The following is a 17,294-nucleotide window of genomic DNA, read 5'->3' on the forward strand; positions in this document are numbered from 1 at the left end:
CCTCCAAAAATAATTTCTTACATATTATTCTATCTAATCAAAAGGCTTAAGGGCAAAAACGCATAGAATAACATTATTATACTTCAATATGACACCTTAGTACACGTACAAATTGTTAAATATCCCTCCAAAAGCAAAAAAAAGAAATGCTGCGGCTGTTAAAAGATTATGTAGATAATTATTATTTAAGGCGGAATTTCTATTCCGCCTTAAATATCTTTTCTTTCAATTTCTTCAGTTTACCAAAATCTTATGTATTCCTTTTCTGTTCAAGTCCTATTTCCATTTTTATCAGTTTTGTGTTGCTGCCATAATATCTTTATATGCCCAGTGCTTTTTGTCTACATCTACAAATCGATTTTCGCCATCTTCCAAACCTTCAAGGCCTAATGCCCTATTTATCAAAGCTGCACATTCAGAACGTTTAACATTGTTATTTGGTTTAAATGTTTTGTCCGAATAACCTTTTATGTATCCTTTTGAACTAAGTATATTTATATACTTCTCAGCCCAGTGTCCTGTTATATCTGTGAAGCTACTTGCATCAACAGCAATCTCATTATAGTTAAGATATTTGCATAGAACCACGGATAATTCTGCTCTGGTTATATAGTTGCCAGGTCTGAAAGTATTGTCTTCATAACCTTTGAAATAACCTTTGCTGGTTGCATATGCAATTGCCCAGGCTGCCCAGTGTTTCGTTGAAACATCTTTAAAGGTTATATATTCCTTATCAGCCTTTGTAATTCCGTCCAGATTAGCAAGTATGACAGCCATTTCAGCTCGTGTAATTTTATTTTCCGGCCTGAACGATTTGTCTTCGTATCCTTGCATATAACCTTTATGTTTGCCCTCACTTCCTGGTACAACAGGATCCGGTGTCTCTGTGATCTCTGGAACGGTTGTAGTTGGTGTTGATGGTGTAGGTATTGATGGTGTAGGTATTGATGGTGTAGGTGTTGATGGTGTTGAACCGGTTGTTCCTTCTGACCCTGCTGAACCTGTCCCCGATGAGCCTGATGAACCTGTACTGCCAGAATCCGGTGTAGTCCCAGGTGTCACTGGTGTTGGTTCAGGTGTCACCGGTGTTGGCTCAGGAGTCACCATTCCAGGTGTTAAATTAAATTCATACGGACGTACAATTGTAAAACTACTGTTGTTTGTATAATCAAACTCCGGTTGGTCAACTACTACTTTGGCATATAACCTTACTCTTTCTGCTATTTGTTCATCACTAACTTCAAACTCAACAACTGATTTTTTTGTAAGTGTAGGATAAAGATTTTTTATCTCTTTCGAGCTTATTAAGTTTTTGAATTCTTTATCTGTGTAAATTTCTACTTTTGCACTGTCAATAGTTGTATAACCATTATTGATTACATCCACATATGCATAACCCCGGTTTTTCTCATAAAGTGCATTATAAAGATTTGTTATTTCTACATCAGCAAATGATAGTTTAAGTTCGCAAGTATTATTTGAAGTATCCCCATCGTTTGCAACTTCAGCAACAGCTTTGAGATTTAATCCCGAGTAATTTGAAGGAATCTGGATTTCAAATTCAGCTATCAGACTGCTTCCATGGCTTATACTCTTATTCATCTCTTTTTTACTCACCAGTTTGTCGCCATCGTATAAAGCTACACTTATATTCTTTGCCGTAAGATCACCGACATTTTCTACTTCAACATAAACTTTCGTTTCCTCTCCCGGCATAACACCATTATTCACAAAATAGACTCCATCCGAAGGAATTGCCAAGTCTATTTTTCTTACATAGCTTGTTGAGGTCAGTAAAGTGCCATCATAATAATACTTTGAGTTTTCCTCATCATTCTTATAAATTGATTTGTTGTATACAGCCATTATCTCATTACCATTGCCTGCAAGAGTTATGTCCCTAGGTATCTCCATTGAATTGTGCTTCAATTCTACTCCCTGTGTCCATGTGGAACTTGTCTCTTCACAAGTGCTTATGAACAATTTTTGTTCTCCACCAGTAGCTGTGGTCCATGCAAGAGCAATTCCCTCATCGGTATTGGTAGCTTGAAGCTCCTGAATACCAAAAGCCTTACTTGAATTTACAACTATATCTTGCTTGCCCGATTCAATTCCTGCTTTATAAATCAAGCCATCATTATTCCAGAACACTACAGGTTTACCGTTTTCTACAGCTATCGAAGGATGGCTGTCGTTAAATTTGTTGTCAAGCATGCCCCTAGGTTTTGACCATGTTTTCCCATCAAATATACTTGCATATAATTTGTACAATCCATCTTCCGAATAAGCATTTGTTGTATAAACAAAGTAAGCTTTTCCGTTGTAAAGAAGCAAATCGCTTTCATTAACGTTTTCTGAATTTGTAATAAATGCTTTCGGTGCTCTCCAGCTTGTTCCATTATTGTACACAAAATAAATGTCATCGGGATTTTCTTCCGTACCAACAGCCTTTTTCCCAGAGTTATTTACCCAAGCAGCAATAGTCTTCCCACCACCAGCTGCAATCTGGGGCAATTTATTTAATCCCTCTGTCTGGGGCGATAATACCTTTTCCCAAGTGCCCTTCGCATGATCATACTTTGCAATTTCAAGCTTCATTTTCGCGATAATGTTTTCAGTAATATAATCTGCTGAAACTTTAGACAAATCACCGATTTTTTCGGGCATGTCAAGCCATATTGCATAAGAGTTTCTACCATCAGTCGAAAGGTTTGGGAAAGCATCTGCAGTGCCATCATTTTCGAGTTGTTTGGGCTGCGACCATTTTCCGTTATCATATATGGAATAGTATAATGCAGTACGATTATTATCGGTTCTCTCACTGTCATCACCTATAAACACCATGATCAGGTCACCAGTTGTCCCATCAAGTTCTGAAATTTTTGCTTCTGATTGCGGATACGCATATTGTATTATATCTTTTCCGCCAACCCATTTCTGATTTTCGAGGTAATCTCTAGGAGATGTTTCAAATAACGACTCTTCGGATGTAATATCATTAACAACCGGTGCAGCATACATTTCACGCTTTATTGATTTTTTCTCAGGCCTGATACTTTCAGACCTTATATTGCAGCTATTATCATTGCTTTCAGCTTGTCTGGTGGAAGGATCATATACTACCCATTCTTTTTCACCAATTACTTGCTTAGTCGATATAAACCATACAAAAGTTTCTTTAAATCCCATTGATAAACTGAGGACTGTTTTACAGGTCGGAATTGTAAACTCAAGTCCACCTTGCGCCCAGAACTCTCCACCTACGAGACCGTATCCAACCTCCGCACCTATAGCTGCTCTTAAAGTAAGTCCAATAATAAGCTCTAAATCAACCATTACATCTTCAACGCTATCAAAACTTCCCAGACCACCTATTGATACATTTGTTTTGAATGTAAGCGTTCCATTTACTTCCACCGAAACATATCCCGATAGCAATACTCCTCCGAAAGTAGCATCTAGCGGAACTCTGAATTTAAATTCAAAGGACAACACTCTTATTTCTGTTTCATTAGCAATTATAAATTTATATGATTCAATTTCCCATTCTAATGTACTGTCATTGTAAACACATACAAGCGAAACGGTTACTTCACTTTCGGATGTAATTCCTGTTCCTAATATGGCCTCAACTTTATCAGGAACCTCAAATTTGGCAAAAGTACCATTAACACCGAGTTGTGCGCCTGCTTTTGAAGTAAATGTAGCTTTTCCATTGTAAAAATCATAATCTACGTTCAGATCAAAATCCAACCCAGCAGACTCAAGACCTAACGATTTTAGCGGGCCACTGTCATCAGGCATATCAACCTCCGGCATTCCTTCTCCTGTTGCAAACTTCAATACTCCATCAAGTCCACCCACTAAATCAAACTCAAAGTCTTCTTCAAAAGCATCTTCCAAATCATTACGCCAGGAAACTGCGTTTAAAAATGGGAATTCTTTTGCCATAACAAGTTTTGCATCAACATAGTCCGAAACAACATTTCCATAAATCCCTTCAGCCTCTATTGCAAATAGGATTCTGTCTCCCATAGACATTTTGCTGCGAATATTCGTTACTTTAATTGTGTCAGATGTGCTCTCTCCGGTGTATTTAGTTTTCCCATTCTTATCAACAATCTTATACAGATATTTTTTAACCTCTCCTGCACCCTTCAAATCTGTATAAACCCAAAAGTTAATAGCTCCTTCAGGACTCAAAAGATTTAACGGAAGAATTGAGCTGGTTGGCTTTGTGCTGTTAGAGCACCATGAAGTTACTTTTGTTACTTCAGGCATTCTTGACATTGGTATTATCACATAAGAACCATCCCTTAACTCTACATCTATTGTCTTTTCAGGGAATCCATCAGCTTCAATTTTTATATTGTCGTCCTGCAGCAAGATATCTTCGAAATAAAAATCACCATGGCTGTCTGTCTGCGTCTCATTGCTGTCAACAGTTATAGCCGCATTATCTATCGGTCTGTATACATCTTTATCAAAAACATATCCCGATATTGAACCAAAGTCTTCTGCTGGTAAAAGCTTCTGATCAATAACCCTTATTCTTTGTGAAGAAGAAATCATCCTGATTGTACCGGATGAAACAACTATTGCGAAATAACCTATGCCACTACTTCCTGAATAAACATCATCAATACTGTAGCCTTCGTATATATATTCGCCATTACCATCCGTTTCTACTGTTGTCATAGTATTTTTCATATTGTCTGTGATTGTCAGCTCACATTTTTCATGCACTATTACATCCTTTGAAATTCCTCTGCCTGTTACTATTTTCAACCTTGGCATTTTGTCGTTTTCTTTCGAGCGGTACTTTGTCAGAGTAAGTAAATCAATCTGTCTTCCTTCCGGTACATCCATAACAAAAATATGTGCCTTTACTCTTCCAAAAGTTCCGTAGTCTACCATTCTGGTTTCAATCGGCATTTCCATACCACCTAGCGATGTAGAAGCCAATTCTTTCAATGGCATAAACAAGTTCTCATACCCTTCGAACAGTTCCTTGTCAGCAGAATACTCCTCCCACAATATTTCTCCCGGGGACAATACGGAACGGGAAGTCTTAACTAAGGACATATCTTCTTTTGTTTTATAGCTTCTTATAAAAGTTGAATTTCCCATACTTATATTCGGCATGTAAATTTCTGAGCTTTTCTCGTTCTTAAATCCAACTCTGTAAAGCAAATCATCCCCTGAATACTTTTCATTTTCAACTTCAACTATAAGCCTTAATCCCGAACTGTTATCTACAACTATCGGATTTTCTGTTACAAAGCTTGCTGATACCTGTTCGTTGAAGGTCTCTAGTATCCCGCTAAAATCAGCAGATAGATTGTAACTTCCTGGTGCGTCTCCGCGAACTATCCACTCTATTGTTTTGCTATCTTTTGCTCCAATAGTTCCCACCGAAACAGTCGGATCATTTCCACCTGTAATTGAAATACCTTTAGGAGTTTTTAATGTTGCAACACAATCATTTAAATCATATGTCCCTTCAGTGTTTATTAAATGAAGTTTTACATCAAAGAATTCTTTCAGCCACGTAACCCTTCCAGGAATATCTATCAGTAAGATAAACACTTCCTCCGTTTCTGGATTAGTATATGTTTTGACCGCAACCTCTCTTCCTCCAACTGGATAATATCCGCTGTCACATGATGAACTATTACTTGATGCAATATGTGAAATTAAATACGGTTTATTGTTATAATTAAGGTTAATTTCGTATCTGAAAACATTCTGGTTACCGGGAGCATTTACATCTATACCTGCTGCTTTGATTTCTTCAAAAGACATTTTTGTAGCTGTAATATTACCTAATACTATCTTTGATTCTTCCAAAACAAAACTCAAATTGTTTTCTTCCTTTTCAACAATCAGCACATCCTGCTGTTTTGGAGAATATCCTACCTGATATGCACCTATGTCATAGGATCCAGGTTCAAGCTTCAAGGATATCTTACCATTTGAATCGGCTGACATTTTGAATTGTTCCGGAGTTCCTACATTTACATAAATTATTGCACCAGGAACATATTTACCTGAATTATCTGTTACCGTTATGTTTAAAGTACCTGAGAAGTTCTTTTCCAATATTGTTATTATCTTTTCTGTGCTTTCTTCATTACCAGCCAAATCTTTGGCTTTTAACACAACTTTGTAATCTCCCGGCTTAATATAAGAATGCGTTACTCTTATACCTTCACCTGTTGTGCCGTCACCAAAATCCCACGTGTATTTTGCTATACCCACATTATCCTTTGATGCACTTGCATCAAATTCAACCTCTGTATTAACCTCAGCCGATGAAACACAGTTTATATATGGTAAAGGCTTAACATTATCAATATCCAATGGACTGATAGCTTCGCTTAAAGTCTGGGAACAGTTTCCCAAGCTATCCACTGCAACAATTTTGTATATATACTTCTTTGACGGATCGAGATTACTATCAACCGCGGATAATGTTGTATTTGTATATTCTCCAACAACTGTATAGAACTCAGATTCTATGTTTCTGCGATACAATTTATATGCTGCAATATCTGTTTCATCACAAGTCCATGTTATAACAAATCCTCTGGCTATAGGCTCTACATTAATTTTCGGTGCTTTTGGTGCCATATTGTCTATAATGTAATCGCAATATTTATATTCAGAAGTATTGCCTTTAATATCTACCGCATAACCACGTGTCTTTAAAACAGTTCCTGCTGGGAATAAAGCTGTATCCAATTCTGCGTTAAAACCGTCAACTGCATAAGATGAACTGGCTGCACGGAACTCTTTCCACTCTTCTCCATCCAAACTGTATTCAGCAACCAACTTTGATAGTCTTACATCATCTTTAGCTGTTAAAACATAGGTTAACACTTTCCCAACTTTTGTATTGTTTTCAGGGTAAACACTTGTTATCTCCGGCTTTACATTATCTACAATGCTTTCTGCATCAAGCATTGTAACTTCTATAGGATCACTGTCAGGACTTAAATTCCCTGCAACATCTTCGCAAACAACCTTATAATAATATGTTTCTCCAGGTACTGCACCTGTATCAAAATAGTTAAGGCTCTTCAGACCGGATACAATTGTATTATATATTCCGTTTGGCTCAATTGCTCTTAAAACTGTAAATCCCTTAACGTATGGTTCAGAATTGTTATTCCACTTTATTTCTATACAATCGACATAACTGTAAGCTGATATGCTATCTACCTTTTCGGGTGCTGTCCTGTCTATTACATACTGGTTATATGAATTTGTGCTGTTACTTACATTTCCTCCAACGTCTTCTGCAATAGCTCTGACATAATAGTAGCCTTCTCTTACACCTGAAACATCAATAGAATAACTCAAAGTAGTATTGTTAGGGATATATAAATAATCTGTTTGATTGTAATCACTCCAATCAGTTCCGTTTAAAGAAGTCTGAACAGTGACTTTTTTAACACGAATATTGTCCGATACTGTAATTCTCAAAGGAATAGTCATCGCAAAACATGACGGATCGGGTTTTATGGATACAATCCTTGGAGCCTCATTGTCCTCAGCATCAAGGATACTTATAATTTGAGAGAACGCTTCACAGGTATATCCATCACGGTCTGTTAATGTATACCTTATAGTGTAGTCACCTTCAGGCAAATATTCCACATCCCATGTTGTGCTGAAAAGCAAACCGTTAGTAGTAACTGTATATGTATCCATTTTATTTATCCAATTCCAGTCAGTACTTTCACCACTTCGGTATTCAAACAAAACACTGATACCTTTTTTATTCATAATATCGCTTGTCAGAGCCTTTAATACCAATTTTTTTGTTGAATATCCCACAACACTATAGCTTCCATCATAAGCATCGCTTATATCGACAGCTGCAGGAGAGTGAGATATTGACTCAGTAAAACCGGAGAAATTCATAGAAGGGTCAAAGGCTCTCACTTTATAACTATATGTAGCCCCTGGTTCCAATTTTTCATCAGTATATTCCGTAGTATATGAGATCCCTGCTTTTTCGCCATCTCTGAATATCTCATATCCTGCTACATAGCTATTATCTGCACAAGCATCCCATGAAAGTGTAATACTCTTACTTGCATGAGATGATACAACCATATTTTTCGGTACGGAAGGTACTTCTTCATCTCCAACCTTTACACTTATCTCTATAGGTTCAGAATTATTGCCTGAACCATCGGTTGCCATTATTTTGTACACATAAGTCTGTCCCTTAATAAGACCTACTGTAATATACTCTTTTGAAGTGTATCCCGATGTCAGAATATTGCTGTCTTTCCATATCGTATAAGTACAACTATTAGCATCAATTACATCCCAGGAAATTCTTACACTTTCAATTCCCTGTGCTACGGTATTATAGTCTTTCAGAACTGGCACTATAGTATCGATTGTCCTATAGTTGCTATAGCTCTCTATTCCCTTGAAATCTTTGGCAACAATTTTATAATTCCCATCCACAGGAATATTCAAAATACCTTCAAAATTTCCCTTAGCATCGGCAAGAAGTGTTATACTGTAAGATGCCCACGAATTATAGTAATAACTGCTCTTAGCATAAGCCAGAATCGTTACATTACCTGCTCCGTTTGTTGTATTACCTTTTATGTTTACGTCGTTCTTCTTTTCACCAATGCTTGTTTCTAAGCTGACATACGCAGTTTTAACAGTTGGTTCTTCTTTTTTATTTAACTTAACAATTTCAGAACCGGTTATATTTCCAACTTCATCCGTTGTAAACACTTCAACCATAACTCCATCTTGAGTACTATCTGGAGATATATATACAGCATCGCTGCTTGATAGAACCTTGGAATATTTGTCTGTTCCATCTGCCCTTTTCAATTCCCCTGCCAAGTCTGAATAATCATTATTATAAAGTACAGCACCCACAAAATAAGGATTATTGGTTACTTTAGCTAAGACATTTAAACTACCAGTGTATTCCAGACCTTCCTCAGGAGAAATTATCGTAATATCATTTTCATTGATATTTAAATATGCTTTAAATAAACTTACATCACTTTCGTTCCCATAATCGTCGGAAAACTGGAAATAAAGTATTTTAGCAATATCCATATTATCAAAAGTATGGTATACATCATTTGTTACTGTTTGATACTCTAAAGTTTTAAGGTTTTCCAGGCTTTCGGAATAACGAACTTTTGTATAATATAGTGTCCTTATGTCAAATTTCACATTGTTACTTGAAATAAAAGGTTTTCTTGAAGTACCTTCCTCCCATTCGGAAGCTGTAATTACCGGCTTAAGTTCATAAGTACCATTATAGTAAAAATGTTCAACCCCCACTAGCACACCATTTGCCTTTACTGCAATAGAATAGTATCCTATAGGTAGCGATTCAAGGTCACTCTGGTCAATTTCCAGAACATCTTCATCTGTCCTCTTTACAAGACTGATATTCTGCTTCATTCTGACAGCAGTATCAACATTACAAATGTCTGCTGTATACGACAATCCAGCTGTAAGACTTTCACAATATATAAGATATGGATAACCTTCCTTTACATATTGCAATGAAGGAGGAGTAGCTTTTTTCTCCGAAACATAATATGTATATTCATATTCGAGTACATTTTTGTCATCAAACATTTGAATTTTGTAGAATCCATATTTCAAAGGAGTATCAAGTTTTAAATCAATATATCTCCTTTGGTTATAAACCCTTTCAGAAGCTTTTGTCCAATTAATAATATTGTCCAATGAATCCAGTATATTAAAGCTATATCCGTCAATTGTGTTTAAACTGTCAACGTACAATGTAACAACATCACTTCCATACACTGCTTCACTTACTGTAAAGTAATTAGCCTTGCTTTCTTTGGGAAACTTTACATACTTCTTGAAGCTGAAGTTTTGTCCACCATCTTTAAGGCATATTTCATATATTTTTTCCGGAACAATTTTTGTTAAATCGGCATCTATTGATATATCCTTAATTGTTCCGTTATAGTATTGAGCAACAGTATTCCATAATCCCGCCTTAATTTCTTCTTTTGTATCAATATTTACAAAAACCAGCTCTGCGTTTTCCGATATACCTTTTACCCAACTGCAGCTAAGTTTTAATTCCTCACTGTTGCTTAACAAATAACATAGCTGACTATTACCCTCTGAGTCTATAAAGGATGAATAACTAAAATTATCATAGCCTTCAATTTTGAAACAGTCGGAAGAAACTTTTTGATCCTGTGAATTGTAAAAATACTCATAATCCGTACCGTTTATTCTGATATAGTACTTTGTTTCGTCTTTCAGGGTTTTAGTTATATTAAGCATACCCTTTATCATTACATAACCTGCATTGTAATTACCATTCATTCGATATGAAGAGACAGACTTTTCAATCGTAGCATTATCAAGGGTTCCATATACCTCGTTTTCTGCTACAAGTTCAATTTTTATGCTTTCATTATCTGCACCCATAATACCATTATCTATATCGTATCCGGTTATAGTAAATTCAACATTTCCATCAGAAGGCAATAATGGCGGATAAAATGAAATTTTCTTATCTACATCAGTGAAATCGTTATATGCCGGTATGCTGAATTCTTCTGAATCAATTATATTGCCATCATACAAAAACTTTAATTCATAAGTCCCGCCTTGATTCAGAAGCTGTAAATCACTTTCCTGCGGAAACTTCAGGGAAAACACACCATCTTCATCGCACCTAACTTCTGTCATATCAGATATTGGTATATATAAATAATTGTTATATCGGTATAAAGCCACTTCATAACCGACACTTTTATCACACCACTGAGTTGAAACAACAATTTCTCCTTTTTCAGCATCAGCTACATTTACTGCTTCAATACTAAGCTTATCACTATAATTATAAGCATAAAACATCACTCCTTCAGCACATACATACATTTCTTCCGGATAACTTATTTTTATGGAGTATATGTTGCTTATATCAATAGCTTCATTAATTTTTAGTCGAAACTTAATTTGCGACTCATCGTAACCATAAGAATAGTTAACTTTAGATGCTACAACTTTTCCAGAAAAATCCACCATTTCTACATTAATTTTTTCAACATCTGCATTTTTAATATTGGAAAAGTTAGCAGTCACAATATAATTATTAGAGCTTTCTTTTAAATTCCAGTTATGATATATACTTCTGACAATTAAAGCATCAGTTACAACTACTTTAGCAGGCACATCAAATTCAGAAACTCCTGAAACAAACTTCAGACCATATTCCCTTCCGTTTTTAAGAGTATCGTTAAAACTTATCTCCGCAGCCTCTACATAATATAACTCTCTGCTGAAATTCTCTTCATTATATTTATAATTTGTTGACATATAGTTTGAACCATAAAAATTATGATATACCGTTGTTTCCCTTATACTGGTCAAACCCGACATTCCAATTACTTTTCCATCATTCAAAAGCATGAATTTGCCTGTATTAGTATTGACTTTATTCAGATAAAATGGACCATAACCTGCAATAGAATTAGCACCTACAGGCACATATATATTTACCTTATTTCCCACTTCTATCTCAGCCTCACAACTTTCGATAACTGGGTTTAAATTAAAGTCATTGCATGTAATTCTTACCGTATACTTGCCAGGCTCAACATATTTACTAAAATTACAGGCAAACTGCAGGCAATTGTCATCTGGGGTTCCCGTACCACCCCTGATGCAATCCTGAGGTATTTCAGGTATTTTATCAATGGTTACACCATCTTTTATGAGCTCTGCACTAAAAACAAGATCTCTTTCTAAAGCCGCAAAAACTATATCTGCAGGCAATGCAGGCATGTCTACCATTATTGATGCCTTATCTTCATTTGTGTATGTATTATTCGAAAATTTATATGTAACCTCGGAAATCTCAGATTTATATTTTTTTAACATTAGTTCTGTAGGTGAACTTTCATCTACACTCAAACAGATTTTATACTGTTGATCCTTATATAGTTTGCATGCTACAGAATTACCATATTCAGGGTAGGTTCTTATACTTACTATCGTATTGTTTTTGCTGTCTAATATGTACATATAACTAAGTGTTTCCTTCGATGCGGTAACAATGTATGTTGCAGAAGTTGTTGGAGTGAAAGATAGTTTTAAATAGGAATCTTTTTCTGTGCTGCTCTCGTCATTTAATATTATAACTTCGTTTTCTTTTATTTCCTGGATAGGTTCGTCAGTCGCTTTGTCTTCGGTTACTTCGGTTACTGGTGCATCTTTATACTCAAAGGATTTGTTCAAAATCTTTGAAGTTTTTGTGACATAACCGTCTGTTATAACAGAATTTTGAGCTTTTTCACCTTCTTCTATCGGTAGTATTATACTACTTCCTTCATCCTGAAAATCCGGTACATATTCGGGCACAGGTGTTGGAGTCAATGCTATATTCGGTGTAGAAGTAACTACAGGCTCAATTGTTGTTGACGACTCCGGCATTGCTGTTGACTTCTCATATACTGCTTCAGTCACACTCTGCGTTTTTCGTGTATCTTCTGGATTTTCGGATTGAAGATTTGAAAAAACATCAGCAAAAGATAGATCCGGCATGATGCAGCTGTTTATCAAAAGAACAGCAAGAACACCTGCCAGAAGAGATTTGAATTTCCTATTCAAATTATTCCCCCCTAAATTATTTATATATATGTGAATTAATTAAATTGTTGTTATCTATTTATGTTAGAAAGTGTGTTTTAGCTATCTTGGTCCCACATGAAGTACATATTATCAAAATTATATTTTTACTACACTAACCATTTCTAATTATAGCACTCGTTCGTAGTTATGTAAACAAACGTTTTGATCCATTGGACCTTTGGGCTCATTGGATCATCGGGATTCATTGTCTCGTTTTGAAGACCCTTTCTCAGAAGATTTCATGGATAATGTGCATTCCTCATTCTCAAACTGCACCTTAATCCTTCTCCAGCAAATACTTTTTAACCCCTATTAGCATGAGTCCTTTGCAGCATTTTTCAACCGGTTCCAGAGGAATGCCATTCATTCTCTTCTCAACTTCTTCTATGTTGAATCCGTCTTTCAAAATTGTTTTATCTCCGTTTTGGAAATAAATTGCTCTATTAGGACAGCCATAGATGCAGCGAAAACATCCAACACAACGATCTGTGGATATTGGCCTTCCATTTTCCATTTCCCAATTTTGCTGAGGACAATTTTTTACACACCAACCGCATCCTGAACAATTCTCATTCACCCTAAGCAACTTGCCAAACTTCCCAGCTTCCTTATCCGTACGCATCAGACTAAAAAGATACGTGCTTATATGGAGCTTTTCCCTTCGTTTTTTCCCCTCAAGTAAGTCATTGACAATTTTATTTACTCTTTCATTAATGCTGTTCAAAATGTGCATAGCAGTATGGTCATTATACTGAATAAAAACATTTGAAGTCATAACCATCATTTTTTCGTACACAACATCGTAGTTTTTCTTTTCAAGAGCTTTAATTACATTGACTCTGCATGAAGTATTCGGCCACACATCTCCACCGCCTGACACTGATATTACTACAGTTGCTTTACCCTCCTTGCTTTTTAAGTCTTCAATCCATTTATATATGGGTAAAGGAGCTCCTAATATATATACAGGATATAATAAAACGATTAAGTCACTCTGATTAATCAAGTCTTCATACTTTTCTTTATATGATTCATATTCAGCTTTATCCAATGAATGCTTTGTTACACTGCAATTTTTCCCACTAAATGTTTGTTCAAAAGAATCAGCAATTCTTTTTGTCCCTCCTGTACCGGAGAAATAAACTATTAAAACCTTTTTACTCATACTCCTCACTCCTCACATATCGCACTAAGCGCCTAAATATAACCATTTCACTTTTTATTATCATTAAGAAGAACTTCAACCAGTCTATAATTAAGACTTTCCACTACCTCTTCGAACAATAACTTTTTATCTAAAGCCATGTAGACAAGTACTCCATCTAGGGCTGACATAAGAGCTATTGCACTTTGCCTGGCGTTATGAGGTATAAACTCACCTGAATTAATCCCTTTTTGGTAAAAATCCTTTATCATAGCAATATATTCTTCAGTAAATTTTTGATAGGCATTGAATATATCTTTCTGGTTCATAGCTTTTGTCATTTATAAAGAAAAGAAAATCAGTTCATTTTTACGTTCCATCCAATACCTCAAATAACTGCCAATATAAAACTCCAGCCCCTCTTTCATGCTATTAAAGGTTTCTACCTGCCTCATTATTTCATATATTGGCTCTATCAGCTTTTGATTTGCATGGAGAAAAACCATGTCTTTAGTAAGGAAGTGGTGATATAGACCACCTTTACTTATTCCAGCTCTTGAGGCTATTTCATTCATAGTAGTGTTTTCATAGCCCTTCTCCACAAAAATCTCTACTGCAGCATTTAAAATGTCATTTACACGTTTTTCTTTCGATTCATTTTTTGCCATGAACACCCTCCATTTGCAAACCGACCGTCGGTATGTTTTAATTATACTTCTATAGGATTATAATGTCAATTGAGGGCCTCATTTATTTAAAATCCTATCAAATTACTGGCTATGTTATTCTTTATTTATAATTATTTAACTAATTTGTAACTATCTATTTCTATTATATGAGTTAAAATAGTAATTAGATACATATACGTTTATATACCAAATTTATTAATCATTATAAGGGGTCTGCCCCAAGAAAGGAAAAACTATGAAAAAGCATCTTACCATTTACGCAATCCTTACTCTACTTATTACTTCTTCTCTTTATGGATGCAGCAGTAATAATGTTGATTACAATACAAATGAACCGAAGCCATCAAGCAGTATGGAGGCAACTCTAACTGCTGAAACGCAGGCTTCTAATCAACCTGGAGAAGTTAGTTTGCTCCAAGTTGATAGAATAGATAAAATTGAAAATTTCAACGCATGCTTCTGGATTTCCGATGATAAAATTCTGGGGTTTGGTAATTCTCTTATTCCTAGACCTACTGGTCCTAATATAACTTATCCTGATCGTCCTGTCCAGTTTTATAGTACTTCGGACAAATCCCTGGAAAGTATTGATGATTTTGAGCTAGGACGATTTAGTTCCATGGGTTTAATAAGTCCTGATAAAAAAAATGTTGTACTGCAGGACAAAATGTCTGGAGAAGCAATATTTAATACTGAATCGAAAAAGACTCTCCCTCTGAATTCCAGCGAAGGTTTTTTTGAATATGTGTGGATAAACAATAACGAATTTATTTATTTATCAAAAGATACAGGTGTGGTATATAAATATAATATTGCCGGAACTGATAGCAAAATTTGTAACCTAGATAAAACTAAATCTTTTGAAAGTATTTTTATGCTGGACGATAGAATTTATCTAATCGAAACCTTGAATTACGACAAAGAACTCAGCGTGGCATACTATACAGATTCCAGTTTTTCAGAACTTCACAAACTCTGTGAGTTTAATGGTCAGGTATCACTTGTAGAGAATGAAATTATCCTAAAAAAATTGAATTCATCTGCTAAAGCAGCTTCAGATAGTGAAGGTTATAGCAATTCAGATTATACTACTGTCAGGCTTGATAATAACTTTAATGTAAAAGATACTCTTGTTGATGAAGGCGTTTCGGTTGTTGATATAAATGATAAAAATGTATTATATATAAGTAAACTTGAAAATAAAGCCGTTCTATATACAATGGATCTCGCTTCCAAGAAAACAGTTGAACTTTATAGTTCTGACATGCAACTAGGAAGCTATGATAATCATAAGTTTGGAATAAGCGATAACCAAAAGAAACTGTTTCTTAATTTCGTGAATGATGATGAATCACTCGACCGCGATCACTATAAGACTGTTATTATAAACTTTAAATAATTTTCATATTGGAATGTCATTGATGCTGTAAACTAAAGGCAGTCCTGCTTATTGCTAATTACGATTACATCAGCACTAAGCCGGACTGCTTTTTAACGCTTTAACTTCTAAAAGTCAGCAAATATTTCACCGAAATTGATACCTGCTATATGTTTGCCATTATACCTTGCTTTAATATTTAATTTTGCCTCCTGGAATTCTTCACTCACCGCACCGTTCTCAATGGCAACCTTTGCCTCAATAAATGCCGCAAGCTCATCTGAAGCTTTTATAATTCTTCCATCTCTAGGACTGTATTTATCCTCATTATATTTTTCATTTATCTCTTCACAGCTTTTATTTTCTGCTTTGCCATCTATAAGAATAACGTTTTCAAACTCACCCTCAATAAACATCCTGATTTCAGGCAGAAACTCCTTTGGCACCAGCGGATAAAGCTGTTTTTCCATCTGTTCCTTTTCAATCTCCTTTATGAGATCACTCAAACCTTCAACAGAGCTCTTTATAGGTGAAATAATATCCCTTGTGAGCACCTCGGGAAGATCGTGAAAAAGTCCCTGAAAGAAATTATTGGAGCACCTTACAGGACATGCAGCTATTTCAAGTGAAAATAAATAAGACAGAATTGCAACAAATAATGAATGCCCAAGAACCGAAGTCTTTGGAATTCTATGTAGATGTGACCATCTGGCCTGGAATCTCAAATGACCGCAAAGCTCTATGAAGTTCTTGTAATTACTGTTTAATGCCAGTTGTTTCATACCCTCTAGGTCATTATACTTTTCTATCCGTTCAATAAATTCTCTCTTTATTTCCTGAACCTCATAACCATTAGGGTTGAGGCGCTCAATTATTTCAAATTCCCACCTGGAAGCGTAGTTATGTGCCGCTTCCAGAATCTTTTTATTTATCGACGGCTCATCATCAGTAAAATAGTTTTTAAATCTATTGCAGAAGTCTTCTCCCAACGGTGAAATAATCGTTTCCAGATTGTCATATACATATTCGTTCAAAAGCTTGTACTTTTTTGGGTCTGCCTTTATTTTGTAAAACACAGGCGGCTTAATATCAGTTATGACAATTCTTTGAAGCATTTCAAAAATGCCGCCTTCAATAATTTCAATCCAACTAAAACCAGGTTTGTTTTCCTCAAATTTACCTATAAAATATGCAATGAACATCTTATGTGCCTGTTTATCAAGCTCAATAAGTTCAATTGGCCTTAGCTTGTCATTCCAACGCTGCATGTAAGCTGCAGAAAATATCTTCAATATCAGACTTTTTCTTATCATAATATCACCTTATCTTGTTTGATAGATTTACAAAACAACCTATATAAACTATAACAAATTGCCCCAGGCATTACAATCATTGATTATTA

General features: G+C 35.4%; 6 protein-coding genes. 1 reads left to right on the plus strand and 5 read right to left on the minus strand.

What is annotated here, in order from left to right; translation table 11 throughout:
- Positions 1 to 291: 291 nt before the first annotated feature.
- The 4 genes from ACECE_RS27055 to ACECE_RS29250 form a co-directional block, all read right to left on the minus strand.
- A complete protein-coding gene (locus ACECE_RS27055) occupies positions 292 to 12,660 on the minus strand; it encodes an S-layer homology domain-containing protein (RefSeq protein WP_010246717.1) in 12,369 nt (4,122 codons plus the stop codon).
- Positions 12,661 to 12,958: 298 nt separating this feature from the next.
- The gene (locus ACECE_RS0208880; RefSeq protein WP_010246719.1) at positions 12,959 to 13,846 is read right to left on the minus strand and encodes an EFR1 family ferrodoxin; all 888 of its coding nucleotides are present in this window, start codon (positions 13,844 to 13,846) and stop codon (positions 12,959 to 12,961) included.
- A gap of 47 nt (positions 13,847 to 13,893) precedes the next feature.
- Positions 13,894 to 14,166, minus strand: coding sequence for a TetR family transcriptional regulator C-terminal domain-containing protein (locus ACECE_RS29245; protein ID WP_010246720.1), 273 nt, complete (start codon positions 14,164 to 14,166; stop codon positions 13,894 to 13,896).
- Entirely contained in the window at positions 14,167 to 14,493 is a 327-nt protein-coding gene (locus tag ACECE_RS29250; protein WP_010246722.1) for a TetR/AcrR family transcriptional regulator, read from the minus strand.
- Positions 14,494 to 14,749: 256 nt separating this feature from the next.
- On the opposite strand from ACECE_RS29250, the gene ACECE_RS0208890 reads away from it, so the two are divergent.
- A complete protein-coding gene (locus ACECE_RS0208890) occupies positions 14,750 to 15,913 on the plus strand; it encodes a hypothetical protein (RefSeq protein WP_010246724.1) in 1,164 nt (387 codons plus the stop codon).
- Positions 15,914 to 16,020: 107 nt separating this feature from the next.
- Here ACECE_RS0208890 and ACECE_RS0208895 read toward each other — a convergent pair whose 3' ends face one another.
- Positions 16,021 to 17,205, minus strand: coding sequence for an HD domain-containing protein (locus tag ACECE_RS0208895; RefSeq protein ID WP_010246726.1), 1,185 nt, complete (start codon positions 17,203 to 17,205; stop codon positions 16,021 to 16,023).
- Between the last annotated feature and the right edge of the window lie 89 nt (positions 17,206 to 17,294).

Origin of the sequence: Acetivibrio cellulolyticus CD2, assembly GCF_000179595.2 — a bacterium.
Lineage (GTDB): Bacteria > Bacillota > Clostridia > Acetivibrionales > Acetivibrionaceae > Acetivibrio > Acetivibrio cellulolyticus.

Coding starts and splice junctions, on each gene's coding strand:
- ACECE_RS0208880 (WP_010246719.1), bottom strand. CDS start 13,846: ATGAGTAAAAAGGTTTTAATAGTTTATTTCTCCGGTACAGGAGGGACA.
- ACECE_RS29245 (WP_010246720.1), bottom strand. CDS start 14,166: ATGACAAAAGCTATGAACCAGAAAGATATATTCAATGCCTATCAAAAA.
- ACECE_RS29250 (WP_010246722.1), bottom strand. CDS start 14,493: ATGGCAAAAAATGAATCGAAAGAAAAACGTGTAAATGACATTTTAAAT.
- ACECE_RS0208890 (WP_010246724.1), top strand. CDS start 14,750: ATGAAAAAGCATCTTACCATTTACGCAATCCTTACTCTACTTATTACT.
- ACECE_RS0208895 (WP_010246726.1), bottom strand. CDS start 17,205: ATGATAAGAAAAAGTCTGATATTGAAGATATTTTCTGCAGCTTACATG.